This window comes from Rhizobium sp. PDO1-076 (assembly GCF_000247475.1).
Classification (GTDB): Bacteria; Pseudomonadota; Alphaproteobacteria; order Rhizobiales; family Rhizobiaceae; genus Allorhizobium.
Genome location: NZ_AHZC01000419.1, coordinates 68,432 through 92,009, shown reverse-complemented (window position 1 = coordinate 92,009; position 23,578 = coordinate 68,432). Strand labels below are relative to the sequence as shown.

The following is a 23,578-nucleotide window of genomic DNA, read 5'->3' as shown; positions in this document are numbered from 1 at the left end:
CGCCGGCGCTTGCGGCCGGAACGCGGCTCGCCGGCGGCCTGGCCGGGGTCACGGGCCGCGTCCCGACCATACTGCGGGGCCGCCTCGCGCCCGCCGACGGACGAGACATCCTGCGCCTGCACGGCTGCGTTGCCAGCCGGCGCCGACCCTGGACTGGAACCCTGACCTGACAATGAGTAACCCTCAGACTTTACATCTTGAGGCGCAACATTCTGAAATGACGTCTGTTTTGATGCAGCGGATGCACCCGACGTCACGGGTGCACCTGAAGCCGCCTTGCTGCGACGACGGCGCTTTCGCTTGCGGATGGGGCCATCCGCAACGACTGTTTCGGAACGTCGAACCAGAACCTGCTCACCAGCCGATCCTGCCAAAGTCGAAAGTTCCGCACCGGCTTGCGCCGCCGCTGTCTTTCTTCCCTTGCCGCGCCGGCGAGAATTCCCGCCCTTGCGCTTGCCCGTCGACGCCCCCTCGCTTTTCGGCTTTCCGCCGCGGTCGGGGTCTGTCACTGAGTTTTCCACTGCACCGCGCAAGGCATCAAGATTGACGCATGCCGCTGGTGTCATATCCATTTTCGTTGGCGCCAGCATACCAGCGCAAGACCCTCAAGCCAAACGGTTTTTCTCGCCAAGTCCGGAGCTGCCGCTTTGCCGCCCGGGACACATGATCCGGCCGGCAAAGTGTCACCCGTAAACAATCGACATCATTCGCGATTTTTTTTCGCAGCAGGTATTTGCAATCGTCCACCTTTTGGTTATAAGCCCGCCTCACCGACGGGCGCACGATCTTCGCACCCGAACCCTGCTGGGGAATAGTTCAACGGTAGAACGACGGACTCTGACTCCGTTAATCTTGGTTCGAATCCAGGTTCCCCAGCCAATCTCTCTTTTCTCCCTGCAATTTGAATTCGTTAACGCGGTACGGCAGTCGCTGAGATCGACTTCGTGTCGTCGTTATGGCGCATACATGCTACTCCTCGCTGCGACCGATGGCCTCGCGGTCATGGGCGTATCGTCTCATCCGTGGAAACGGCGGCAGCCAGGATTCGCGGCGGACGGTCCATAATTCGTAGGTCGGCAGCAACTGGTCAGGGGCATCGAGAGAGCCGAGGTTGACTTCGATTTCATCGGCCGAGCGGGAAAAGACGGAGGAGCCGCAGCGCGGGCAGAAATGCCGTCCGGCGTATTCGCCTGTTTCACCCTCGATCCTGACCGCATCTTCGGGGAAGATCGCCGAGGCGTGAAACAAGGCACCGTGATGCTTGCGGCAATCGAGACAATGACACAGCCCCACCCGGAAGGGCTGTCCCGAGGCGACGATTTTGACATTGCCGCATAAACAACCGCCGACAAACCGGTGCATGGGTGCCCTCCTTCATCACAATCATCATCATCAGCTTACGACCAACACCTTACGACGGCCGAGGATGGCGGGGCAATTGCCGCGGCGGGAGGGGCTCGCTGTCCCAGACTGTGATCTTGATCGGCGCGCGCCATTAGCGCGACCAAGATCCGCGCGACCATCATCAGCAGGCTCAACGTCGGCAGGCTCAGGCGATCCGCGAACGTGCATCGTTTTTCAGCCGTGACGTCGGCGATGCGCGTGGTGATGCGTTGCGGGGAGTTGTTGCGATCCCACACATTTCTCTGTCGACAAAAAGAATACAAAGATGTATATCAGCCCTCAAGGTCACGCCGCGACAGTCTGCGGGCCAAATATCGCTTCGTCGCAAGGAGGAATTCGACAATGAAGGCAACGATTTTTTCGGGTGTAGTTCCCGCGCTGATGACACCCTGCAAAGCTGATCGCAGCCCGGATTTCGACCAGCTGGTGCGCAAGGCAAAGCAGCTGATCGCTGACGGCATGTCGGCTGTCGTCTATTGCGGGTCGATGGGCGACTGGCCGCTTCTGACCGATGCACAGCGCATGGAAGGTGTCGAGCGCCTTGTTCAGGCCGGCATTCCGGTGATCGTCGGCACCGGCGCGGTCAACACGGCCACGGCCGTTGCGCATGCGGCACACGCCCAGAAAGTCGGCGCACAGGGCCTGATGGTCATTCCGCGCGTGTTGTCGCGCGGCTCGTCGGTGACGGCGCAGAAAGCGCATTTCAAGGCAATCCTCGCGGCGGCACCCGATCTTGCAGCGGTCATCTACAACAGCCCGTATTACGGCTTTGCCACACGCGCCGACCTGTTCTTCGCACTGCGCGCCGAACATCCGAACCTCGTCGGCTTCAAGGAATTCGGCGGCCCGGCCGACATGCGTTATGCGGCTGAGCACATCACCAATCACGACGACAGCGTTTCACTGATGATCGGCGTCGATACGGCTGTGTTCCACGGCTATGTCAATTGCGGTGCGACCGGCGCGATCACCGGCATCGGCAACGTGCTGCCCAAGGAAGTGCTGCATCTGTGCAACCTGGCGCAGGCTGCGGCTGCCGGCGATGCCGATGCGCGCCAGCGGGCGCTGGAACTGGAACAGGCGCTGGCCGTGCTGTCGTCCTTCGACGAAGGTGCCGACCTCGTTCTCTACTTCAAACACATGATGGTGCTGAAGGGTGACGCGGAATACACGCTGCATTTCAACGAGAGCGACGCCCTGACGGCAAGCCAGCGCGGCTATGTCGAAGCGCAGTTCAAGCTGTTCAACAGCTGGTATGGCGAATGGAGCAAGCTTTCCGGCGCCGTGGCCAAGTACAAGGCCTGATCGAGCGGCCGGGAACCGGATTAGGCCCTCCACCCGGAGGGCCTGAGCGCTGCGATTGCGCCCACAGCGGCAATCAGTCGAACCGCTTCCCGTTATGGATTGGGCAGCGGCCGGCTCAGCACGAAGGCGGCGCAGGCGATCAGGATCGCGCCGATCGCCAGTTTCAGCCAAATCTGCGGCGGACCGACGAACCAGACGACCAGATAGCTCGCGCTCATCAGCGAGACCGAGGCGATTTTCGCCGGCTTTGAAATCGCGCCCTGGCGACGCCAGTCGGTCAGCGGCTGGCCATAACGCGGATGCTCCAGCAGCCAACGCTCGAAGCGCGGCGACGAGCGGGCGAACAGGGCGGCGGCCAGGATCATGAACGGGGTGGTCGGCAGAACCGGCAGGAAGACACCAATGATGCCGATCGCAACCAGCAGCCAGGCTGCGGCGAGTGTCAGAAGACGCATCAGGGACCTTTCCTAAAAGCTGACTGATGCAGTCATATACCTGCAGCAGCAGTGTCGGAGATAGTGAACGATCGCCGCTTCGCCAAGGATTTTGCGGATTTCCGCGGATGCGACCATTTTTCGTTTGCGCCGCAACCGTGGCAATTGCATCCTTGTATACATCTTGCCCTCAGGGAACTGAAAATACCATGTCCAAGGTTACTATCGTGCTTGGCGCCGGCATCATCGGCGTGTCCACCGCAATTCATCTGGCGCGTCGCGGACGCACTGTGGTTTTGGTGGACCGGCGCGATCCGGGCGAAGAAACCTCGTTCGGCAATGCTGGCCTTATCCAGCGCGAGGGGGTTGTTCCCTATGCCTTCCCGCAGGATCTCGGACTGCTGCTGCGCTACGGCCTGAACAACCGGATCGACGCGCATTATCATGTCAGTGCGCTGGCGAAACTCGTTCCGTTTCTGGCGCGCTACTGGTGGCATTCCAACAAGCCGCGGCATGAGGTGATTGCGCGCGCCTATGCGCCGCTGATCGAAAATTCGATCTCCGAGCACCAGGTGCTGATCGAGGCTGCCAATGCCGGTCAGTTCATCCGCAAGGATGGCTGGATGGAGTTGTTCCGCACGACGGCCAAGCGTGACGGCGAAGTGGCGGAGGCCGAGCGGCTCGGCCGCGAATACGGCATCAGCTTCAAGAGCCTGACGCGCGAGGAACTGGCCAGGGAAGAGCCGCATCTTTCGGACGATTTCGTCGGCGCGCTGAAATGGAACGATCCGTGGTCGGTGACCAATCCACATGGATTGACGGCGGCCTATCTCGCCTATTTCCAGTCGCTCGGTGGCCGCTTCGTCAAGGGTGACGCGAGCACGCTCGAGCCGGGTGCCAACGGCCGCGGCTGGAGGGTCAAGACCGACGACGGCATGATCGAGGGCGAAGAGGTGGTGCTGGCCGTCGGTCCCTGGGCGCAGGAGATGACCGCCAAACTCGGCTACCGCTTCCCGCTCGGGGTCAAGCGCGGCTATCACATGCATTATGCGCCGGCCGGCAATGCGGTTTTGAACAACTGGGCGATGGATGGCGAGCGCGGCTATTTCCTCGCGCCGATGGAAAAGGGCATCCGCCTGACGACCGGTGCGGAATTTGCCGATCGCGATGCGCCGAAATCGCCGGTCCAGCTGGAGCGGGCCGAAAAGGTGGCGCGGGAAATCTTTCCGCTCGGCGAACGGCTGGATGCCGAACCGTGGATGGGCGCCCGCCCCTGCACACCGGACATGATGCCGGTGATCGGCAAGGCGCCGCGCCATGAAGGACTGTGGTTTGCCTTCGGGCACGCACATCACGGCCTGACGCTTGGACCTGTCACGGGCCGTCTGATCGCGGAGATGATGGACGGCGAAAAGCCGTTCCTCGACACCACGGCCTGGCGCCCTGAGCGGTTCAATCCTTAGGGTCGTGCAGGAGGCCAAGATGAGATCAGCCGCGACAAAAGGCCAGCGCGGTCGGTGCGGGCTAGCCTTTGTCGCGTCGGAATGCTAAACGAGATTTGGTCATATGACCAAATTGTCGCTCGAAAGGGTGGCTGATCGGATAAAAACCGGCCTCAAAAAAGAGGCCACCGGTCGAGGGGAAATCTAGAGGTTGCCGAGGCATGGTCCGGTTTCTGATCTATAACGTGAAAAGCGTCTATCGTTAGCGGCATGTCCCGCTGGCGTGGCGACACGTGTTTAAAGATCAAGCAGACCATCTACCCAAACGGTGCCCTATGGACATTGCCGAGCAGGCGCGAGAATTTTTTGCGCAAAACCCCGATATTGAAGTTCTTGAAGCCTTTGTCATCGACGTAAACGGCGTGCCGCGCGGCAAATGGATCCCGCGCGAACGGGCGATCGATGTGCTGACCAACGGCATGGCCATGCCGCGCTCGGTTTATGCACTTGATGTCTGGGGCCGCGACGTCAATGCCGCCGGCCTTGCCGAAGGCACCGGCGACCCGGACGGGATCTGCTTTCCGGTGCCCGGCACGCTGTCGCGCGTCACCTGGCTGTCGCGCCCGACGGCCCAGGTTCTGCTGCAGATGCGCACAACCGAGGGCGATGCCTTCTATGCCGATCCGCGCCAGGTGCTGGCCAATGTGCTGGAGCGCTACAAGCGCGAGAAGCTGACGCCCGTCGTTGCCACCGAACTCGAATTCTACCTGATCGACCCGGTGCGTTCGGCGCTTGATCCGGTTCGCCCGCCCAATACCCGCGACGGACGCTGGCATACCGGGCAGACGCAGGTGCTGTCGATTTCCGAACTGCAGGATTTCGAAGAGGTGTTCCACGGCATTTCCAGCGCCGCCAAGGCGCAGAACGTGCCGGCCGATACGACGCTCAGGGAAAACGGTCCCGGCCAGTATGAGATCAATCTCAACCATGTGCCGGATGCGCTGGCCGCCGCCGACTACGCGGTCCTTTTGAAGCGCATCGTCAAGGGCGTGGCGCGCGCCAACGATCTCGACGCGACCTTCATGGCCAAGCCCTATGGCATGCAGGCCGGCAGCGGCATGCATGTGCATTTTTCGGTGCTGGATGAAAGCGGCCGCAATATCTATGTCGGCGAGAACGGCCCGGCCGACACGCTGTTGCATTCGGTCGGCGGGCTGCTGGAAGCAATGGGCGAGAGCATGGCTGTGTTTGCGCCGCACCAGAATTCCTATCGCCGCCTGCGCCCTTCCGAACATGCGCCGACCTATGCGTCCTGGGGTTTCGACAACCGCTCGGCGGCCGTGCGCGTGATCACCGCATCCAAGCCGGCGACCCGCATCGAGCACCGTGTCGCGGGCTCCGACACCAATCCCTATCTGGTTCTGGCGATGATCCTGTCGGCGGCGTTGGCCGGCATGAAGGAGAAGACACCGCCGGGCGGTGCGATCTCCGGCGACGACCATGCCGTCAGCCACGAGCCGCTGCCGACCAATTGGGATTATGCGATCCAGCGTTTTGCCAAGTCGAGTTTTGCCTATGCGGCGCTCGGGCCGAAATATCGCGGGCTCTATACCGCCTGCAAGCAGCAGGAACTGTCGGAGTTTTCCCAGCGTGTGACAGACGTCGAATATGACGCCTATATCCGGACCGTGTGAGGTGCATGCCATGACCAAGTCTATCGGAGCCAATCCCGGCCATGCGGCCACCTACTACGCAGCCTCTGCCCGCGACAAGCGTATTCGTCCCAGCCTGGAAGGCGAACTGAACGCCGATATCTGCGTGATCGGCGCCGGGTTCACCGGGATCTCGGCGGCCCTGCAACTGGCGGAGACCGGCTATTCGGTGATCGTTGTCGAGGCCGACCGCATCGGCTTTGGCGCGTCCGGCCGCAATGGCGGGCAGATCGTCAACGGCTACAGCCGCGATCTCGACACGATTGCCAAACGCTACGGCCCGGACCGTGCCGCCCGGCTCGGCGAGATGTCGCTCGAGGGTGGCAGGATCATTCGCGAGCGGGTGGCGAAATACGGCATAGACTGCGATCTGATCGATGGCGGCTTCTTTGCCGCTTTTACCGACAAGCAGGTGCGCGAAATGGGCGAGGTCCGCGCCACCTGGCAGAAGCACGGCCATGACGGTCTGGAAATGGTGTCCAAGTCCGAGGTGTCGAAATACGTGAAGGCCGATCGCTATGTCGGCGGCATGATCGACCGGCATGGCGGCCATATCCATCCGCTCGACCTGGTGCTCGGCGAGGCAGCCGCAGTGGAAAGTCTTGGCGGCAAGATCTTTGAAAACTCCAAGGTTATCGAAATCGACACCGGCGCGCAGCCCTATGTGCGCACCGAGCGCGGCATGGTGCGGGCGAAATTCGTGCTGGTCTGCGGCAATGCCTATATGAGCGGGCTGGCGCCGAAGATCACCGAGAAGATGATGCCGGTGTCCTCCCAGGTGATGGCGACGGAACCGCTCGATGCCAAGCTGATCGAGGAATTGCTGCCGGCCAATTACTGCGTCGAGGATGCCAATTACGTGCTCGACTACTATCGCCGCACGGCCGATAACCGGCTGCTCTATGGCGGCGGCATCGGTTATGGCGGCCAGGATCCGGCAAACCTGACCGGCGTCATTCGGCCGAATATGCTGAAAACCTTTCCGCAGTTGAAGGACGTGAAGATCGACTATGCCTGGAGCGGCAACTTCGCGCTGACGCTGACCCGCATTCCGCATATGGGCAAGCTGTCGGACACGGTCTATTTCTCGCATGGCGACTCCGGCCATGGCGTGACCACCACGCATCTGCTCGGCAAGATCCTCGGCGAGGCCGTGCATGGCCAGGCCAGCCGCTTCGATGTCTGGTCGTCGCTGCAGGCCTATCCTTTCCCCGGCGGGCGGATGTTCCGCGTTCCGCTGACGGCGCTCGGTGCCTGGTGGTACGGCTTGCGCGACAAACTCGGCGTCTGAGGAGCACAGCATGACACGCATCGTAACCGTCGCCGCAACCCAGATGGCCTGCAGCTGGGATCTCGCCGGCAATATCGCGCGGGCCGAAAAACTGATCCGGGAGGCTGCCGGCAAGGGCGCGCAGATCATCCTGATACAGGAACTGTTCGAGGCTCCCTATTTCTGCCAGGACCAGATTGCCGAATTCTTCGATCTGGCAAAGCCGCTCGAGGGCAATCCGCTGATCGCGCATTTCTCCAAGCTCGCTGCCGAGCTTGGCGTCGTGCTGCCGATCAGCTTTTTCGAAAAGGCCGGCCCAACCTTCTTCAACAGTATCGCGATCATCGATGCGGATGGCTGCGTACTTGGTCTCTATCGCAAGAGCCATATCCCGGATGGTCCGGGCTACACGGAGAAATTCTACTTCTCGCCCGGCGATACCGGTTTCAAGGTCTGGCAGACCCGTTACGCCAAGATCGGCGTCGGCATATGCTGGGATCAATGGTTCCCGGAAGCGGCGCGATCCATGGCGCTGATGGGCGCCGAACTGCTGTTTTATCCGACAGCGATCGGCTCGGAGCCGCAGGATCCGACCATCGACAGTGCCGCCCATTGGCAGCGCGTGATGCAGGGTCATGCAGGCGCCAACCTGATGCCGGTGATCGCCTCGAACCGTATCGGCGTCGAGCCCGGCCGCAAGGGCACGGAACTGACCTTCTATGGTTCGTCCTTCATTGCCGACCAGACCGGTGGCAAGGTCGCGGAAGCCGGACGCCTGGAAGAGACCGTGCTGACGGCCAGCTTCGATCTCGACGGCATTGCCAAGCAGCGCGCCTCCTGGGGCCTGTTCCGTGATCGCCGGCCGGATCTCTATGGAGGGGGGCTGACGCTCGACGGCAACGCCTGAGCCATCATCACATTCCCGGCAGACAGATAACGGATATATGACCAAGCCATCGCACGGATCACCGTACGGCGGCCTGCCCTATCGTGGCTGGGCGTCGTAGGCCTGCTGGGCGACAAGCACGGCATCCATGTGCTTTTCAGCCCAATGGGCCATGGCAGCGACGGTTTCCGTCAGAGTCCTGCCCAGCGGCGTCAGTGCATATTCCACCGTCACCGGCACTGTCGCGAAGGCGGTTCGCGAGACCATGCCGTCGCGCTCCAGCCGCTTGAGCGTCTGCGACAGGACTTTCTGCGACACACCCTTGATATCGCGCCTCAAGTGATTGAAACGCACCGCCTCGCCATCCAGACGATCAAGGATCAGCAAGGCCCATTTGTCCGCCACGCGGGCGAGCACCTGACGGGTCGGGCAGTTCTCTTCATAGACGTCGTAGTCATGCTGCATGATTGGTCCTGCTCGGTTGCGGGCGGTTTCCTCAAGGAAACCATGTCACCCGAAAGTGCCTTCTTTCGCGATTTTTATTAGTGAGTATATATCCAATCGGAAGCTGGTTTCCAATAGATACCTATTCAATCATTCGAGGAATTAACGACATGTCGAACAAGATCCTGGTTCTCGGTGCGACCGGCAATGTGGGCACGCCGCTGGTGAAGGCGCTCGTTGCCAAGGGCGAAAACGTCAAGGCCGCCTCGCGCACAGGCAAAGCCGTCGAAGGCGCGGAAGGCGTGGTGTTCAACTACACCGATCCTGACACCTTCGGCCCGGCGCTCGATGGCGTCGATCGCGCCTATGTCATGCTCGCGTCGGGCAGCGTCGATGCGATCGGCCTGCTGACGCCGGTGCTTGAGGCTGCCTTTGCGAAAAAAGTGAAGGTGGTGTTCCAAAGCGTTTTCGGCGTTGATGCCGATGACAGCATCCCGTACCGCCAGATCGAGATCGCCATCGAAAAGTCCGGCGTGCCTTATGTTATCCTGCGGCCGAACTGGTTCTCCGACAATTTCCACACCTACTGGAAGGCCGGTATCGACCATGGCCAAATCGCGGTTCCGGCCGGCGACGGCAAGTCGAGCTTCATCGATGCCCGCGACATCGCTGCCAGTGCGGCTGCAGCCCTGACGACCGACGCCTTCAACGGCCGCGCCTTCAACCTGACCGGCCCGCAGGCGCTGAGCTACGGTGAAGCCGCCACGATCATCGCCAAGACGATCGGCAAGCCGGTCGGCTACAGCGCGATCAGCGACGAGGCCTTCATCGCCATGCTGACCGGCGTCGGCGTGCCTGCCGACTATGCCGGCTTCCTCGCATCGATCTTCTATCCGGTGCGTGAAGGCTGGACAGCAGCGGTGACCACCGATGTCGAGACACTGACCGGCAAGGCGCCGCGCTCGGTTGAGACCTATGCCAAGGACCATATCGCAGCGCTGAACGGCTGAGGCTACAAAGCGACCCGCCCTCTTTCATCAGAAAGAGGGCGTAAGCCCGCGAATCGCACCCTCGACGATGTCCTCGACGCTCTGGTCGATGCTGACGGTGACCACACCGGGTTCTCCGGTCGGCACTTCCAGCGTCGCCAACTGGCTGTCGAGCAAGGCGACAGGCATGAAATGGCCTGTGCGGGCGCCCATGCGCGACAGCAAGAGTGCGTGACTGCCTTCGAGATAGACGAAATGCAGAGGACCGCCCGCTTCCCGACGCAGGAGATCGCGGTAGCTCTGTTTCAGGGCGGAGCAGGACACGACGATGCCCTCGCCCGCGCTTTGCGCTGCCGCGATATCGTGGCCGATCCTGGTCAGCCACGGCCAGCGGTCGTCGTCGGTCAATGGCGTGCCCTTGGCCATCTTTTCGACGTTTGCCGGTGGATGCAGCGCATCTCCTTCAACGAAACTCAGGCCGAGGCGTTTTGCGAGCAGCGCGCCGACCGAGGATTTGCCGCAGCCGCTGACGCCCATTACTATAATGGCCTGTTGCGCCGATCCGGATTTGTCCGTCATTTGTCCTCCCCGATGCCTCGCCCGAATTGTGCGCCGGACGATAGGCAGGCTCAGGCGAAATGCAATCCCGAAGCGGGTTCGATCTCTCTTTTGCGCTCGGCGCGCATGCTTGCGGCAATCTTCTCGGCGATCATGATCACCGGCGCATTGGTGTTGCCGCCGATCAGACGCGGCATGATCGAGGCGTCGATGACCCGCAGCCCTTCCACCCCATTCACCCTGAGCGAGGGATCAGCGACCGCGGCGGCATCCGATCCCATGCGGCAGGTACCGACGGGATGGTAGATGGTGTCGGCGCGGGTGCGGATGGCGGCTTCCAGTTCGTGATCGGCACTGCACGCCGGATAGAGCTCGCGACCCCGATAGCGGGCCAGCGCCGGGGATTCCATGATCTGCCGCATCAGCCGCGCACCGGCTTTGAGCGTCTGCATGTCTCTGGCGTCGGAGAGAAAGGCCGGATCGATCTGTGGTGCCGCCAAAGGATCGCCGCTTGCCAGACGGACCGTGCCGCGCGAATGCGGCCGGAGCACGCAGACATGGCAGGAATAGCCATACCCCCAATGCATCTTACGGGCGTGATCATCGACCATGGCAACGACAAAATGCAACTGGATATCGGGACGATGCAATGTCGGGTCCGTCTTCAGGAAGCCACCGGATTCGGCAAAGGTGGAGCGCAGATGGCCCGTGCCGTCGCGGTTCCATTCGCACGCTGCCGAGACGATGTCACGCGCGCCGGCAAAGCCGAGGCCGATCATGTCCTTGTCGGCAGACCTGAAGATCTGAGTGTAGTCCAGGTGGTCCTGCAGGTTGGCACCGACCTCCGGAAGGTCGTGTACGACCGCGATGCCGTGGTCGCGCAGGTGCTCGGCGGGGCCGATGCCCGACAGCATGAGCAACTGCGGCGATTGCAAGGCCCCGGCCGACAGCAACACCTCGCGCCGGGCGCCGACCACGATCTCGCTGCGCCCGCGGCGATATGCGACACCCACGGCCCTGCCCCGCTCGATGACGATCCGGCTTGCCCGGACGCCCCGAATGATCTTCAGGTTGGGACGATCCAGATGATCATGCAGATAGGCGGCGGCAGACGAGCAGCGTTCGCCCTTTTTCGGGCCACGCCAGAATTGCGTTGCCTGATAGAGACCCAGCCCCTCCTGCAGCGGACCGTTGAAATCCTCGTTGGGTCGAAAGCCGCATTGTTCGCCGGCCTTGATGAAGGCCTGATTGATCGGACGAGCCCAGTTGGCGTCGCTGACCTGCAAGGGACCACCACGGCCATGCCAGGGATCGGCGCCCCGGACATTGTCCTCGGCTTTCAGGAACCACGGCAGGACGTCGGCAAAGGACCAGCCTTTTGCACCAAGCGCTGCCCATTCGTCGTAGTCACCGCGATGGCCGCGGTTGTAGAGCATGGCATTGATCAGGCTCGATCCGCCCAGCCCGCGCCCGCGCGGCTGATAGCCGACCCGTCCGTTCAGCTCTTTTTGCGGCGTGGTGGAAAAGGCCCAGTTGCCACCTTTCAGATAGCCGGGCACGATGGCGGCCGCGCCGGACGGCACCCGCATCAGCAGATCGCGACCTAGGCCGCCGGCCTCCAGCAGGCAGACACGGATATCCGGATCTTCGCTCAGCCGCGCAGCCAGAACGGCCCCCGCCGAACCGCCGCCGACGATGACGATGACGATGACATAGTCAAACATGAAGCCACCTCCTCCCAGAGGACAAGGCGGCCTCGCTCATGCCACCCGCAATGGACGCCTCCCGACTTCCATTTACGTAAACGTAGCTTTATGTGACGCACGTCACAAGAGCGGCCATATAGAGTTTTGACTATTTTTCTGGCGACCGCGACCAAGCACCTCAGATGCGCGACAGAGCAGTGCACCACTGCACCGCTGCATATCGATCCAACGATGCAGTGCAGTTCTTATCTGCGCCTGGTGGTCACCGCAGCGCGATGTAGCGGTCCGAGCGGTGGTTGATGGCGAGGAAAAGGTTTAGGACAACGGCGCCGAGAACCGAATAGGCGACAACCATCGGGCTGACCACGGCAAAGGCTGTCGCCATGACGCAGAGGTCGAAGGCAAGCTGGACGAGGCCGGCGCGGATGCCGAAGCGGTCCTGGATATAGATGGCGAGGATGCCGAGGCCGCCAAGGCTGGCGCGGTGGCGATAAAGCGCCAGGAGGCCGAAGCCGAGGAGAAGGCCACCCAGGATCGCGGCCCAGACCGGGGCGATGCTTTCGATGACCAGGAAGCGGCTCTCGATTTCGACGAGGAACGAGGTAAAGCCGACCGCAAGGAAGGTCTTGACGGTGAAATCAACGCCGACGCGGCGCAGCGACAGGATGTAGAACGGCAGGTTGAGGACGAAGAACAGCAGGCCGAAGCTCATGCCGGTCCAGTAATGCAGGACGAAGGCAAGGCCGGCCATGCCGCCGGTGAGCAAGCCGACCTTGGCAAGAAGATAGAGACCCAGCGCCGCGATCATGCTGCCGGCGATCAGACCCTGCAGATCTTCGGCCACGGTGTGACGCGTCGGATTGGAATTCCAGATACCCAGCATGCTCGTGATCTGCGCCATCAACCATCTCCGCGAAAAGGGGCCTCCCAAGCGCCAAGATGCCCTGAGAAACGCTTGTTCACAAGGGTGATGGGTCAGGAATGCTGACCTATCGAAAAGATCGCAAGAAAACGACTGATCAGGGCTTTCTCACCGCAAGAAACAGAATGCCGAAGACCGGTTTTCCGCCATCCATGCGAATGGTGGTGCGCTCAAGCTTGACGACTTCGAAGCCGTTTTCCGCGAGACGCTGGCGCACATGGGCTTCGGAATGGGCATAACGCAGCGACGGCTGAAGCGCGAAGCCCTCGTCCGTGGCTGCGTCCTCGACGGAAAAGGCAAACAGCGCACCGGGTTGCGACAGGTTTGCGGCAAGCGCAAATGCGTTGGCGAGATCGCCCAGATACATCAGCACATCGGCTGCCGAGACCAGATCGGCACGGTGGCTGGCCAATCCGCCGGCGAGAAGGCCGGAGGGTTCCGGATCGAGAGAGAGATCGGCTCTCGCCAGCAGGTCATAGAGATTTTTCTCCTGGGCCCGCGCCAGCATGTTGGCGGATAGGTCGAAGCCTTCGAGACGGGTCACATGCTGGCGGATCTCGGCGCCGAACAGGCCTGTGCCGCAGCCGAGATCGACGACGCAGGCGAAGGGCTCGGCCCGTGGCCTGGAGGCGACCAGCGCCGCGAGCTTGCCCGGGACCGAATAATCCAGCCGTTCGACCAGGGCCGTGTCGAAGCGGTCGGCATAATCGTCGAACAGAGCCTCGACATAGCGGCTGGGCGGCGTGTCGGGCATTTTTTCCGCACCGAGCAAAGCGAGCTTCAACTGCGCACCGAAAATATCCTCGGGGTCGAGCGACAGAGCGGCGCGCAGGGCAGTGATTGCCTTGTCCGGCAGGCCGGATTTTTCGGCATAATCGGCAAGACGCACCAAACCGGCCGGCCAGACGGGGGCCAGTTCCAGCGCTTGCTCCATCAATTCGACGGCCGCCGCAGGATCGCCACTTTCTGCCAGCATGCGGGCATAGTCGGCACGACGGTCGGCAATCACGTCGCCGGAGGAAAACTGGGTCGGATGCATGGCTGTCCCTCAAGGCCTTTCAGGATGAGGAAGGCGCGCGGTCTTGACCGACGGCCGGAAAAAACTCAAGTGCTAAATGGAAAGCGAAACAGGTCTTCGCCTCAAGGCATGCTTGCGAGGGCCGGTGGTCCTCCCATATCAGAGCAAACAGGAGCGCCCTATGTCGGATAGCGTCAACAGATTTCTCGGCGATACGCCAGGCCGCACGATCGTCAAGCTGATCGTGGTGTCACTGATCGTCGGCTTCGTCATGGCCGTGTTCGGGCTCGATCCGCTCGACCTGATCCATGGCGTGAAGTATTTCATCCTCGACCTCTGGCATACCGGTTTTGCCGCCCTTGGCCGGGTCGGCGACTACCTGCTGATCGGCGCGACCATCGTCATTCCGGTATTCATCATCCTGCGCCTGTTTGCCTCGCGGAAGTGACATGAACGAACGCAACCTGCATCTGCCGCGCCGCCGGCTACTCCTCTTGGCCGGCAGCGGCCTGGCGCTTTCGATCGCCGGCTGCCGCACCACTGACGTGCTGACCCCGGACGACGCCCAGGCGCGGGCCGAGACCGAGGGCGCGCTGAAACTGGTCAACGATCTACGTGACGCAAAAGGGCGTACGCCGCTGGTGCGGGCCAAGGAAGCGGAGACGGCGGCCATCATCCAGGCCAAGCGCATGGCGCATGCCGGCAAGATGACCCATCTGATCGGCTTCAATGACAGCTTCCTGGAGCGGATGAAAGGCAGCAATGTGCCGCTTCCGGCAGCGGAAAACATCGCGACCGGCCAGGATACGGTCGGGCGCGCGGTACAGGCGTGGATCGATTCCAAGAAGCACCTGGAAAACATGCTCGGCTCCTATCGCGGCCTGGGCGTTGCCGTTGCCTTCGATGCCTCTTCCGCAAACCGACCATATTGGGCCATGGTGCTGTCGGCCTGAGCGATTCCCGCCTTGCCACCAGAGGGCTTCGGGGTATGGACCAGGGCATGGATCGAGATCGGGTCGCAGAACCCTTGCGGATCATAGAAGTCACGCATCGCTCCGTGCTGGCGATTGCCGTGCCGATGACGCTGGGCTTCCTGACCACGCCGCTGCTCGGCCTGACCGACACCGCCGTGATCGGCCGCACTGGAACGGCAGCAAGCCTGGCCGGCCTTGCCATTGCAGCCGCCCTATTCGATCTGCTGTTTGCCAGTCTCAATTTTCTGCGCACCTCGACCACAGCGCTCGTTGCACAGGCAGAGGGCCGCCGGGACGACACCGAGGTTTTTGCCGTCTTCTGGCGATCGATGGCGCTGTCGGTCGGCTTCGGGCTGCTCGTCCTGGCATTGTCGCCAGTGATCGCGGCTGGCGGGCTGGCGCTGATGGGAGCAGAGGGCGAGGTGGCACTGGCAGCGTCCACCTATATCACTATCCGCATCCTGGCCGGGCCGCTGACACTGTCGAACTTCACCCTGCTTGGCTTCGTGCTGGGGCGCGGCATGGGCTCGGTGGGACTGGCGCTGCAGATCCTGCTGAACGGCGTCAACATCGTCATGTCGATCATGCTCGGCATCACATTCGGATGGGGCATTGCCGGCGTTGCCTGGGGCACGGTGATCGGCGAGGCGGTTGCAGCTCTTGCCGGCCTCTGTTTCGTCTTTTGGCGTTATCGCGGCGCAGCCATGCCCCGGCTGGCGATGCTGACCGACAGGGCCCGGCTTTCGCATCTCTTCCAGCTGAACCGCGACATCCTGATCCGGACCGTCTCGCTGATCACCGCCTTTACCGTGATGACACGGGTGGGCGTGAGCTTCGGGCCGGTGGCGCTGGCGGCCAATGCCGTTCTGATGAATTTCTTCATGATCGCCAGCTTCTATCTCGACGGCATTGCCACGGCCGCCGAGCAGATCACCGGCCAGGCGGTCGGCGCCAGATCTCGCGCAGGCTTCGAAAAGGCGGTCAAGCTGACCGGGATCTGGTCGCTGGGGCTGGCGCTCGCCAGCCTCGCCTTCTTCCTGATCTTCGGCGCGGCGATCATCGGCTTCATCACCACGGCAGAAGACGTGCGGGCCATGGCCTCGACCTACCTGCCCTACGCTGCGCTGACGGCCCTGACCGGAGCGCTCGCCTTCCAGATGGACGGCGTCTTCATCGGCGCTACATGGTCGAGCGAGATGCGCAACATGATGATCGTCGCGCTCGCAGGCTATCTGCTGACGGTGGCGATCCTGGTGCCAATGGCCGGCAATCACGGGCTCTGGGTCGCGCTCAACGCATTTCTGGCGCTGCGTGGCCTTTTGCTGCTGTCACGGCTGAAGATGAAGATCGATCAGACCTTTGCCGAGAGCCAGTAATCGAGGCGGCTGTCGCGCAGTTCGCGGATATTGCCAACCTCTTCGCGGTCGATGAGGCTCGACAGGCCACGGACGATCCTTGCCGGCAGGCCGGGGCCTTCATAGACCATGCAGGAATAGAGCTGAACGAGATCGGCACCGGCGCGGATCTTTTCCAGCGCGGTCTCGGCTGACGACACACCGCCAACGCCGATGATTGCCAGATCGCGGCCGACGCGCTTGCGCATGCGGGCAAGCACCGCGGTGGACTTGTCGAACAGCGGCTTGCCGGACAGGCCGCCAGCCTCCTTGGCGACGGCCGGATCGGAGAGGCCATCCCGGGCGAGCGTGGTGTTGGAGACGATCAGGCCATCGAGGTCATGGGCAAGCGCCACTTCGGCGATGTCGTCCATGCCTTCCTCGGTCAGGTCCGGAGCGATCTTGAGGAAGACCGGAATTCGGCGGCCGGCGCGCAGCGCCTCTTCCTGGCGCGCGGCAAGCACGGCCGACAACAGGGCGGCCAGGCTTTCGCGCGCCTGAAGATCACGCAGGCCCGGCGTGTTGGGCGAGGAAATGTTGGCGGTAAAATAGCTGGCGACCGGATAAAAGCGGCGGATGCCGGCGACATAGTCGGCGATCCGGTCTTCGGCATCCTTGTTGGCGCCGATGTTGACGCCGACAAGGCCGGGCTTGCCGGACCGGGCGGACAGACGCGCATAGGCCGCATCGTGACCTTCATTGTTGAAACCCAGACGGTTGATCACCGCCATGTCGTCGACCAGCCGGAAGATGCGCGGCTTGGGATTGCCCGCTTGCGGCTTCGGGGTCAGCGTGCCGATTTCGGCGAAACCAAAGCCGAGCGACAGCAACGCATCCGGCACTTCGGCATTCTTGTCATAACCGGCGGCCATGCCGAGCGGATTGGCGAAGGAGAGGCCAGCGACCGTCTGGGCGAGGCGCGGATCGGGACGGATGCTGCAGGACGGCAGGAGGCCGGATTTCAGCGCGGCGACCGACATGCCATGGGCGGTTTCGGCATCAAAAAGGAAGAGGCCACGGCGGGCGAGAGAGGCGAAATCGAACATCACTGGGTATCCCTGGAAGAGGCGTTCTTGAAGGCTTCAGGGAAAAGATGGTCACCGTCCGGCCCAAGCGGCAGCGGCTTTTCCCAGGCGACAGCATCGAACGGCAAAGCGGCGTAAAGATGGGGGAAGAGTGCGCCGTTGCGGGACGGCTCCCATTTCAGGGCGTCTGCCAGAGCCGCCGTTTCGACGGCGACCAGCAAAAGGCCCGATTGGCCGGCGAAATGCAGCTTTGCGGTCTCGACCGCCTGGGCGGCCGTGGAGAAATGGATATAGCCATCGGCGAGATCGATTGCCGCTCCCCTGAACTGGCCGTCGGGACGCGCCGCCTGCCATAATTCCTGCGGGACGATCTTGTATATGATCTGATCCATGGTCGCTCCTGGGGTTCCTGTGTTCCGATGCGATCTTTGGCAGCGGTTTGCCGCAAAGCGGTGTCCTTGTCCACGCCTGTGGCCAATTGCACGACAAGAGGAGGAGTAAAGACATGGTGGAAATGCTGTCCAATAGCCTTGTTGCCGCGATGCTGGCGCTGTCGAGCCTGCCGGCTGTCGCCCAGAATGCATCGGCCGATCGTTACAGCCTGGAAAAATCCGAGACCGGCTTTGTCCGTCTCGATCGGCAGACGGGAACCGTAACGCTGTGCAAGGAAATCGACGGCAGCTTGACCTGCCGCATGGCGGCAGACGAGCGGGCGGCTTATGACGAGGATCTGGCGCGGCTGGAAAAACGCGTCGATCTCTTGGAAAAACAGCTGGCGTCCGGCATGCCTGCGGCAGCGGCCAAGGGCGAATTGCCAAGCGATGCCGAGATCGACCGCTCGATCGGGATCATGGAGCGCTTCATGCGGGCCTTCTTCGGACTGGTGCAGGAATTCAGACGTGAAGAAGAGCAGGTACCGCCGAGCAAGACCTGACGCAGTGCATACACACCGATAGCGCCGCTGCCTCGCCTATTGGCATTGTCTAGTGGCGCAGCAAGCGCTAAAAGAAGACAGGCGCGTTGCGCAATAGCTGACACAGCTCTTGGGAGGGAGCTTTGACATGGCTGCATCCACTTTAATTATTGCCGATGACCACCCACTGTTTCGCGGCGCCCTGCGCCAGGCCGTGACCGGCATCGACGGCACCCAGACGATCATCGAGGCCGGCGATTTCGAAGCGGCGCGGGCTGCGGCAACTGCCCATCCCGATGCCGACCTGATGCTGCTGGATCTTGCCATGCCGGGTGTCAGCGGCTTTTCCGGCCTGATGGCGATGCGCGCCGAATTCGCCAGCCTGCCGCTGGTGATCGTCTCGGCCAGCGACGACCCGGTGACCATCCGCCGGGCGCTGGAACTGGGCGCCTCCGGTTTCATTTCCAAATCCTCCGGCATCGACGATATCCGCGCGGCGATCCAATGTGTGCTGGAAGGCGATATCTGGACGCCGAAAAGCTATCAGGGCGGACAAGAGACCGATCCGGACGTTGCCGACCTGATCAGCCGGCTGAGGACGCTGACGCCGCAGCAGAGCCGGGTGCTCGGCATGCTCGGCGAAGGGCTGCTGAACAAGCAGATCGCCTATGAGCTCGGCGTATCGGAAGCGACCATCAAGGCACATGTCTCGGCGATCCTACTGAAGCTCAAGGTGGATAGCCGGACCCAGGCGGTGATCCAGCTCGGCAAGATCAACATGGCCATGGTCGCTTGACGGGCGGCCTTCGGGCGCAAGGATTTTATTCCTTTTTGCTTTACTACGATGACGCTCTGTCTTATTGTTCCAGCCGAATTGGCCGGGGCAGGCAGTGTGCCGCCTATCCGGTCCTGGAGCAGGCGCGATCATGCTTTCGCACGACAGCATATGGGCCGCGATTGACCGCCTTGCCGAGCGGCATTCGCTGACGCCGTCAGGACTTGCACGCAAGGCGGGACTGGACCCGACCTCGTTCAACAAATCCAAACGCGTGGCCGCTGACGGCCGGATGCGCTGGCCATCGACGGAATCGATTTCCAAGGTGCTGGATGCGACCGGCGCAAGCCTCGACCAGTTCATGAGCTATGTCTCGCCGGATGCCGGCCGTTACCAGATTCCGCAAGGGTCCTTTCCGGCCCAGGCCAGTTCGATTCCGTTGCTCGGCATGGCGCAGGCGGGTGCCGGCGGCTTTTTCGACGATGGCGGCTTTCCCGCCGGCCAGGGCTGGGACCTGGTGGAATTCCCCTCGCCGCCCGGTCGCGGCGCCGGCGTCTATGCGCTCGAGGTGCAGGGCGACAGCATGAAGCCGCTCTACCGCGACGGCGACATCCTGATCGTCGAGCCGGGCGCACAGGTGCGTCGGGGCGACCGTGTGGTGGTCAAGACCCGCGAGGGCGAGGTCATGGCCAAGATCATGGCCCGGCAAAGCGCCAAGACCATCGACTTGCAATCGCTCAACCCGGAACACCCGCCACGCAGCCTCGACATGAACGATGTCGAATGGGTGGCGCGGATCATCTGGGCCAGCCAGTAGGAAAACGCACCTATGCGACGGAACGGCATCACGCTCGCCATCGGACTCTCCGGCCTCCTGATCTGGGGCCTTCTCGTCGCATCTGCCGGCCATTCCCTGCGTGACGAACCGGTCGAGTACGATCTCGAAGACATGGATGTGCCGGATCCGTCGGAGTTGGAGCTGCCGGAAACCGAGACCATCGTCGCGCCGCAGATCGAGGGTCGCAGCGTCAGGCCGATCGCGCCGGAGGTGTTTGCCTCGCCAGCCGTTGCCAATGCCGAAAACCTCGAACGCGTGGCGCCCCGCGAACCGTTCAGCGAAAGACGGGTGGCGGCCAAGCCGGACGTGGTGCTTTTGCCGCGGCCGATCTCGCTGCAGGCCGGGATCGTGGCATTTGGCGACGATCAGCGCATACGGCTCGTCGATATCCAGGCGACCGCGCTCGAGCGCAACTGTCCGGCGAGCGATGCCGGCGAATGGCCATGCGGCATGGTGGCGCGCACGCAGCAAAGGCTTTTGCTGCGCAACCGGTCGCTCGCCTGTGAAACGACAGAAAAACATTGGGTGGGCGAGATCGAGACCCGCTGCTGGGTCGGCCCGCTGGATGTCTCGACCTGGCTTGCCCAGCATGGCTGGGCGGAGGCGCGCGCGGGTTCGGGCCTGGCAATGCTGACCGAAAAGGCGCGTACCGACGGCATCGGGCTGTTCGCCAGCGCCGCCCGCTGAGCCTCGCCTGTACGGCTCTACGGGGCTCGCAGAACCGCAGTCTGTCATGCGCGCAGTCACGCGAGACGGGTGCTGCGCCTTGAAAGCGGCCGATGCAGTCCCTACTCTTGGCCAAAACCAACAGGACACAGACTTCATGCAAAACCACGTCTCCTCCGAAGAAGCGCTCGTCTTTGTCATGGTGATGGCTTCGGCCGTCGACAATGCCATGGCGGAAAAGGAGCTGCGCAGGATCGGCCAGTTGATCGACATCCTTCCGGTCTTTGGCGATTTCGACAAGGATCGACTGATCGCGGTATCACAGCGATGTGCGGAGATCCTCAACGGGCCGGAGGGGCTGGATGTCGCGCTTGAAACCGTTCGCGACGCCTTGCCGGAGCGGCTGTACGAGACCGCCTATGCGCTTGCCGTCGAGATCACGGCGGTGGATCTTGCGATCCGCTCCGAGGAATTGCGGCTGCTGGAACTGCTGCGCAGCCGCCTGAAGCTCGACAAGCTGGTATGCGCGGCGATCGAGCGGAGTGCGGCGGCGCGCTATCGCCCGGCCTGATGTCAGCCGGCCGGCCTCAATAGAGGCCGGAGGGGAAGTAGCGCAGATAGATCTCTTCCAGCCGGCCATCACGCGACAGGGCCGCAAGTGCGCTGTCGAGGGCTGCGGCCAGCGTGCCGCCCTGCGGGCCGAGCATGATGGTCATGCCCTCGCCGAGAAACCTTTCCGACAGGTAAGGGCCGTCAAACAGCATACAGCAATTGCCGGCCGCCGGGCTCTGCGTCCAGAAGGACAGTTGCAGGGCATCGGCAAAGGCGGCGTCGATCTTCTTATCCTTCAGCGCCGACAGCAGCGTCTCGCGGGTTTCAAATGTCACAGGCTTGATGTCGGGGAAGAAGGCTTTCAGCATCGCCTCATGCGCCGTACCGGTCAGCACGCCGACGGGACGACCGAACAGGGAGGCGGCGTCCTGGCGGGGCAATTGCGTATCGCGATGGCGGATGAACCGCGCCGGCAGGAGCATATAGGGCCGGCTGAAGACGAAACGCTGGCGGAGGGCCGCCGTGACCGCCACACCGGCCAGAACCGCATCACCCTGACCGGCTTCCAGCGCCTCCTGCAACTGCGCATAGGGAAGCGCCTGGATCTGGCATTTCGCCTCCAGGCCGAGTTCGGCGCACAATGCGCGGGCGAGATCGATGTGGAAACCAGCCAGCCGGCCGGTCTGATCGGTGAAATTGAAGGGCGGAAAATCCGTCGTGGTCAGGAAGCGCAGGCGCAGGATCTCGTTGACGTCCGGCCGCGCCAGTCGTTCGCGGGCATCGAAGAGCACCGGCAGATCGCCCGTCGATTCACTTTGAGCCTGCGTGGCAGGGGCCTGCGCATGAACGGGTGCTCCAAGCATGACGAGCATAAGCAGGGAAAATCGACAAAGCCAGGAACACAACCCATATAAATCTAGGGATGTAACTTCTGCGCGTATCCGTATCATCACATACCGGGGTCATTGGGGACGTCATCTGTGGTCGGTGACGTGTATCAGGTTCATGTGGACGAGGGAATATGGGTTCGCGCGGCTTGTCGCGCACCGATTGCCAGACACGGGCCGTTCAGAGCGAGGCGCAGTCAGCGCGGCGCGGACGCGAGACTTTGCCAGGTTTCGCCATGAGGCCCTTCTGCTGAAGGCACTCGGCATCTCCAAGCCGTTGATCGCCTGCATGGCGCAGCGCGCTGCGGTAACTGGGACCAGTATCGAAACCGAGGTGCTCGCATCGGGGGCCATCGACGAGGAAGCCTATTACGGCGGGCTGGCACGCATGGCTGGATTGCCGTTTGTCGCGGAGATTCCCGACGGAATGATCAATGACGGCCCGGCGCTGGACTGCCAGCTGAAGGAACCGACCCTGGTACGGTTGCATTGCAACGGCCGGGCACCGGTGATCGCGCTTGTGCCGAAAATTACCCATATCGAAGGCCTGGCGTCGCGGGTGAAGCGTAGCGCCTGCCTTGGCGAGACGATCGTGATCACCACTCCCTCCGCGATCCGACGGGCGGTGTGGAAGGCCGGCGGCGAACGACGCGGTCGGGTCGCCGTGCACGGGCTGTTCCAGGCGACACAGCCGCTTTCGGCGCGCACGGTGGTGACCGGCGACCAGGGCTTTTCCGCCGGGCTGCTGATCAGCGGGCTGCTGATGCTGCTGGCGCTGGCGCCGCAACTACTCATGATTATCCTGCATCTGATCCTGTCGCTTTTCCATCTCGGTGGATTGATGTTGCGGCTTGCCGTCCTGGCGCATACCCGTCGCCACGGCTCGGAGCACGAGACCATGCTGCAAAGCGCCGACATGGCCCTGCCGATCTATAGCGTGATGGTGGCGATCTACCGCGAGGCGGCGGTTGTGCCACAGCTGATCGCGGCACTGGACGAGATCGACTGGCCGCGCAGCCGGCTCGATATCAAGCTCGTTTGCGAGGCTGACGACCTGGAGACGCTGGCCGCAATCGCAAAGGTTCGTCCGGGACCGCATTTCGAAGTGGTGGAAGTCCCGGCAATGCAGCCGCGCACCAAGCCCAAAGCGCTGACCTATGCGCTGGCGGGTGCACGCGGCGAGTTCATCACCATCTACGACGCCGAGGACAGGCCGCATCCGCAGCAGTTGCGCGAGGCCTATCACCGGTTCCGCCTGAGTTCGGACAAGCTCGCCTGCCTGCAGTCGCCGCTGGTGATCGCCAATGGCGGGGAAAGCTGGCTGAGCGCGGTCTTTGCGCTGGAATATGCGGCACTGTTTCGACGTCTGTTGCCGGCGCTGGGCTTCTATCGCATGCCACTCCCGCTGGGCGGCACCTCCAACCATTTTCGCACCGCAGCCCTCACCGGCTGCGGCGGATAGGA

General features: G+C 62.6%; 25 protein-coding genes and 1 tRNA gene. 16 read left to right on the top strand and 10 right to left on the bottom strand.

Annotation, left to right across the window (positions count from 1 at the left end; all coding sequences use genetic code 11):
- The first annotated feature begins 805 nt into the window (after positions 1 to 805).
- Positions 806 to 879 (top strand) — tRNA-Gln (locus PDO_RS23920).
- A 90-nt stretch (positions 880 to 969) separates the two neighbouring features.
- On the opposite strand, the gene PDO_RS23915 is transcribed toward PDO_RS23920, so the two are convergent.
- Positions 970 to 1,362 (bottom strand): GFA family protein, encoded by a 393-nt coding sequence (locus PDO_RS23915; RefSeq protein ID WP_007607869.1) that lies wholly within the window; start codon positions 1,360 to 1,362, stop codon positions 970 to 972.
- Between the two features lie 384 nt (positions 1,363 to 1,746).
- Between PDO_RS23915 and PDO_RS23910 the strand changes: the two genes are divergently transcribed.
- On the top strand, positions 1,747 to 2,709 hold the full coding sequence (locus tag PDO_RS23910; protein WP_007607868.1) for a dihydrodipicolinate synthase family protein: 963 nt from the start codon (positions 1,747 to 1,749) through the stop codon (positions 2,707 to 2,709).
- 92 nt (positions 2,710 to 2,801) lie between these two features.
- Here the strand turns inward: PDO_RS23910 and PDO_RS23905 are convergent, their stop codons facing one another.
- Positions 2,802 to 3,164 carry a YbaN family protein gene (locus PDO_RS23905; RefSeq protein ID WP_007607865.1) on the bottom strand — a complete coding sequence of 121 codons (363 nt, stop codon included), beginning with the start codon at positions 3,162 to 3,164 and terminating at the stop codon, positions 2,802 to 2,804.
- Between the two features lie 188 nt (positions 3,165 to 3,352).
- Between PDO_RS23905 and PDO_RS23900 the strand changes: the two genes are divergently transcribed.
- The 4 genes from PDO_RS23900 to aguB all read left to right on the top strand — a co-directional run bounded on the left by PDO_RS23900 (position 3,353) and on the right by aguB (position 8,474).
- Positions 3,353 to 4,606, top strand: a complete 1,254-nt coding sequence (locus tag PDO_RS23900) for an NAD(P)/FAD-dependent oxidoreductase (protein ID WP_007607864.1) — start codon at positions 3,353 to 3,355, stop codon at positions 4,604 to 4,606.
- A gap of 314 nt (positions 4,607 to 4,920) precedes the next feature.
- The gene (locus PDO_RS23895; protein ID WP_007607861.1) at positions 4,921 to 6,279 is read left to right on the top strand and encodes a glutamine synthetase family protein; all 1,359 of its coding nucleotides are present in this window, start codon (positions 4,921 to 4,923) and stop codon (positions 6,277 to 6,279) included.
- Between the two features lie 10 nt (positions 6,280 to 6,289).
- Complete coding sequence (locus PDO_RS23890) at positions 6,290 to 7,588, top strand: NAD(P)/FAD-dependent oxidoreductase (RefSeq protein ID WP_007607858.1); 1,299 nt, start codon at positions 6,290 to 6,292, stop codon at positions 7,586 to 7,588.
- 10 nt (positions 7,589 to 7,598) lie between these two features.
- The gene (gene aguB / locus PDO_RS23885; protein ID WP_007607855.1) at positions 7,599 to 8,474 is read left to right on the top strand and encodes an N-carbamoylputrescine amidase; all 876 of its coding nucleotides are present in this window, start codon (positions 7,599 to 7,601) and stop codon (positions 8,472 to 8,474) included.
- A 78-nt stretch (positions 8,475 to 8,552) separates the two neighbouring features.
- Here aguB and PDO_RS23880 read toward each other — a convergent pair whose 3' ends face one another.
- On the bottom strand, positions 8,553 to 8,918 hold the full coding sequence (locus PDO_RS23880) for a winged helix-turn-helix transcriptional regulator (protein ID WP_007607854.1): 366 nt from the start codon (positions 8,916 to 8,918) through the stop codon (positions 8,553 to 8,555).
- A 149-nt stretch (positions 8,919 to 9,067) separates the two neighbouring features.
- Here PDO_RS23880 and PDO_RS23875 point away from each other — a divergent pair, with 149 nt between their 5' ends.
- Positions 9,068 to 9,907 (top strand): SDR family oxidoreductase, encoded by an 840-nt coding sequence (locus tag PDO_RS23875; RefSeq protein WP_007607853.1) that lies wholly within the window; start codon positions 9,068 to 9,070, stop codon positions 9,905 to 9,907.
- Between the two features lie 27 nt (positions 9,908 to 9,934).
- Here PDO_RS23875 and PDO_RS23870 read toward each other — a convergent pair whose 3' ends face one another.
- The 4 genes from PDO_RS23870 to PDO_RS23855 form a co-directional block, all read right to left on the bottom strand.
- A complete protein-coding gene (locus tag PDO_RS23870; RefSeq protein ID WP_007607852.1) occupies positions 9,935 to 10,465 on the bottom strand; it encodes a gluconokinase in 531 nt (176 codons plus the stop codon).
- A gap of 50 nt (positions 10,466 to 10,515) precedes the next feature.
- Entirely contained in the window at positions 10,516 to 12,168 is a 1,653-nt protein-coding gene (locus tag PDO_RS23865; RefSeq protein WP_007607850.1) for a GMC family oxidoreductase, read from the bottom strand.
- 244 nt (positions 12,169 to 12,412) lie between these two features.
- Complete coding sequence (locus PDO_RS23860) at positions 12,413 to 13,051, bottom strand: YitT family protein (RefSeq protein WP_007607848.1); 639 nt, start codon at positions 13,049 to 13,051, stop codon at positions 12,413 to 12,415.
- Positions 13,052 to 13,169: 118 nt separating this feature from the next.
- Positions 13,170 to 14,111, bottom strand: coding sequence for a methyltransferase domain-containing protein (locus PDO_RS23855; RefSeq protein ID WP_007607846.1), 942 nt, complete (start codon positions 14,109 to 14,111; stop codon positions 13,170 to 13,172).
- 160 nt (positions 14,112 to 14,271) lie between these two features.
- Here PDO_RS23855 and PDO_RS23850 point away from each other — a divergent pair, with 160 nt between their 5' ends.
- From PDO_RS23850 to PDO_RS23840, 3 genes are read left to right on the top strand one after another with little or no spacing between them, the layout of a single operon-like run.
- Positions 14,272 to 14,538: a DUF6460 domain-containing protein gene (locus PDO_RS23850; protein ID WP_007607845.1), complete on the top strand. Its 267-nt coding sequence runs from the start codon at positions 14,272 to 14,274 to the stop codon at positions 14,536 to 14,538.
- A gap of 1 nt (position 14,539) precedes the next feature.
- Entirely contained in the window at positions 14,540 to 15,043 is a 504-nt protein-coding gene (locus PDO_RS23845; RefSeq protein WP_007607842.1) for a CAP domain-containing protein, read from the top strand.
- A 47-nt stretch (positions 15,044 to 15,090) separates the two neighbouring features.
- On the top strand, positions 15,091 to 16,440 hold the full coding sequence (locus tag PDO_RS23840; RefSeq protein WP_244426517.1) for an MATE family efflux transporter: 1,350 nt from the start codon (positions 15,091 to 15,093) through the stop codon (positions 16,438 to 16,440).
- Here the strand turns inward: PDO_RS23840 and PDO_RS23835 are convergent.
- Together PDO_RS23835 and PDO_RS23830 are read right to left on the bottom strand one after the other, a co-directional pair.
- Positions 16,416 to 17,504, bottom strand: coding sequence for a quinone-dependent dihydroorotate dehydrogenase (locus tag PDO_RS23835; RefSeq protein WP_007607839.1), 1,089 nt, complete (start codon positions 17,502 to 17,504; stop codon positions 16,416 to 16,418). The genes PDO_RS23840 and PDO_RS23835 overlap by 25 nt on opposite strands.
- Complete coding sequence (locus PDO_RS23830) at positions 17,504 to 17,875, bottom strand: DUF952 domain-containing protein (protein WP_007607838.1); 372 nt, start codon at positions 17,873 to 17,875, stop codon at positions 17,504 to 17,506. The genes PDO_RS23835 and PDO_RS23830 overlap by 1 nt, the downstream gene beginning before the upstream one ends.
- 113 nt (positions 17,876 to 17,988) lie before the next feature.
- Here PDO_RS23830 and PDO_RS23825 point away from each other — a divergent pair, with 113 nt between their 5' ends.
- From PDO_RS23825 to PDO_RS23805, 5 genes are all read left to right on the top strand, one after another.
- Positions 17,989 to 18,417 (top strand): hypothetical protein, encoded by a 429-nt coding sequence (locus tag PDO_RS23825; protein ID WP_007607837.1) that lies wholly within the window; start codon positions 17,989 to 17,991, stop codon positions 18,415 to 18,417.
- Positions 18,418 to 18,544: 127 nt separating this feature from the next.
- Positions 18,545 to 19,192, top strand: a complete 648-nt coding sequence (locus PDO_RS23820) for a response regulator (protein ID WP_007607836.1) — start codon at positions 18,545 to 18,547, stop codon at positions 19,190 to 19,192.
- A gap of 130 nt (positions 19,193 to 19,322) precedes the next feature.
- Positions 19,323 to 19,988, top strand: coding sequence for a S24 family peptidase (locus tag PDO_RS23815; protein ID WP_007607834.1), 666 nt, complete (start codon positions 19,323 to 19,325; stop codon positions 19,986 to 19,988).
- Positions 19,989 to 20,000: 12 nt separating this feature from the next.
- Entirely contained in the window at positions 20,001 to 20,696 is a 696-nt protein-coding gene (locus tag PDO_RS23810) for a thermonuclease family protein (RefSeq protein ID WP_007607833.1), read from the top strand.
- Between the two features lie 136 nt (positions 20,697 to 20,832).
- Entirely contained in the window at positions 20,833 to 21,246 is a 414-nt protein-coding gene (locus tag PDO_RS23805; RefSeq protein WP_007607832.1) for a tellurite resistance TerB family protein, read from the top strand.
- 16 nt (positions 21,247 to 21,262) lie between these two features.
- Here the strand turns inward: PDO_RS23805 and PDO_RS23800 are convergent, their stop codons facing one another.
- A complete protein-coding gene (locus tag PDO_RS23800) occupies positions 21,263 to 22,099 on the bottom strand; it encodes a transporter substrate-binding domain-containing protein (RefSeq protein ID WP_007607831.1) in 837 nt (278 codons plus the stop codon).
- Positions 22,100 to 22,277: 178 nt separating this feature from the next.
- On the opposite strand from PDO_RS23800, the gene PDO_RS23795 reads away from it, so the two are divergent.
- On the top strand, positions 22,278 to 23,576 hold the full coding sequence (locus PDO_RS23795) for a glycosyltransferase (RefSeq protein ID WP_244426516.1): 1,299 nt from the start codon (positions 22,278 to 22,280) through the stop codon (positions 23,574 to 23,576).
- Positions 23,577 to 23,578 lie beyond the last annotated feature (2 nt).

Bases quoted from the DNA above. Each gene is read 5' to 3' on its own strand.
- PDO_RS23915 (WP_007607869.1), bottom strand. From the start codon at position 1,362: ATGCACCGGTTTGTCGGCGGTTGTTTATGCGGCAATGTCAAAATCGTC.
- PDO_RS23910 (WP_007607868.1), top strand. From the start codon at position 1,747: ATGAAGGCAACGATTTTTTCGGGTGTAGTTCCCGCGCTGATGACACCC.
- PDO_RS23905 (WP_007607865.1), bottom strand. From the start codon at position 3,164: ATGCGTCTTCTGACACTCGCCGCAGCCTGGCTGCTGGTTGCGATCGGC.
- PDO_RS23900 (WP_007607864.1), top strand. From the start codon at position 3,353: ATGTCCAAGGTTACTATCGTGCTTGGCGCCGGCATCATCGGCGTGTCC.
- PDO_RS23895 (WP_007607861.1), top strand. From the start codon at position 4,921: ATGGACATTGCCGAGCAGGCGCGAGAATTTTTTGCGCAAAACCCCGAT.
- PDO_RS23890 (WP_007607858.1), top strand. From the start codon at position 6,290: ATGACCAAGTCTATCGGAGCCAATCCCGGCCATGCGGCCACCTACTAC.
- aguB (WP_007607855.1), top strand. From the start codon at position 7,599: ATGACACGCATCGTAACCGTCGCCGCAACCCAGATGGCCTGCAGCTGG.
- PDO_RS23880 (WP_007607854.1), bottom strand. From the start codon at position 8,918: ATGCAGCATGACTACGACGTCTATGAAGAGAACTGCCCGACCCGTCAG.
- PDO_RS23875 (WP_007607853.1), top strand. From the start codon at position 9,068: ATGTCGAACAAGATCCTGGTTCTCGGTGCGACCGGCAATGTGGGCACG.
- PDO_RS23870 (WP_007607852.1), bottom strand. From the start codon at position 10,465: ATGACGGACAAATCCGGATCGGCGCAACAGGCCATTATAGTAATGGGC.
- PDO_RS23865 (WP_007607850.1), bottom strand. From the start codon at position 12,168: ATGTTTGACTATGTCATCGTCATCGTCATCGTCGGCGGCGGTTCGGCG.
- PDO_RS23860 (WP_007607848.1), bottom strand. From the start codon at position 13,051: ATGGCGCAGATCACGAGCATGCTGGGTATCTGGAATTCCAATCCGACG.
- PDO_RS23855 (WP_007607846.1), bottom strand. From the start codon at position 14,111: ATGCATCCGACCCAGTTTTCCTCCGGCGACGTGATTGCCGACCGTCGT.
- PDO_RS23850 (WP_007607845.1), top strand. From the start codon at position 14,272: ATGTCGGATAGCGTCAACAGATTTCTCGGCGATACGCCAGGCCGCACG.
- PDO_RS23845 (WP_007607842.1), top strand. From the start codon at position 14,540: ATGAACGAACGCAACCTGCATCTGCCGCGCCGCCGGCTACTCCTCTTG.
- PDO_RS23840 (WP_244426517.1), top strand. From the start codon at position 15,091: ATGGATCGAGATCGGGTCGCAGAACCCTTGCGGATCATAGAAGTCACG.
- PDO_RS23835 (WP_007607839.1), bottom strand. From the start codon at position 17,504: ATGTTCGATTTCGCCTCTCTCGCCCGCCGTGGCCTCTTCCTTTTTGAT.
- PDO_RS23830 (WP_007607838.1), bottom strand. From the start codon at position 17,875: ATGGATCAGATCATATACAAGATCGTCCCGCAGGAATTATGGCAGGCG.
- PDO_RS23825 (WP_007607837.1), top strand. From the start codon at position 17,989: ATGGTGGAAATGCTGTCCAATAGCCTTGTTGCCGCGATGCTGGCGCTG.
- PDO_RS23820 (WP_007607836.1), top strand. From the start codon at position 18,545: ATGGCTGCATCCACTTTAATTATTGCCGATGACCACCCACTGTTTCGC.
- PDO_RS23815 (WP_007607834.1), top strand. From the start codon at position 19,323: ATGCTTTCGCACGACAGCATATGGGCCGCGATTGACCGCCTTGCCGAG.
- PDO_RS23810 (WP_007607833.1), top strand. From the start codon at position 20,001: ATGCGACGGAACGGCATCACGCTCGCCATCGGACTCTCCGGCCTCCTG.
- PDO_RS23805 (WP_007607832.1), top strand. From the start codon at position 20,833: ATGCAAAACCACGTCTCCTCCGAAGAAGCGCTCGTCTTTGTCATGGTG.
- PDO_RS23800 (WP_007607831.1), bottom strand. From the start codon at position 22,099: ATGCTCGTCATGCTTGGAGCACCCGTTCATGCGCAGGCCCCTGCCACG.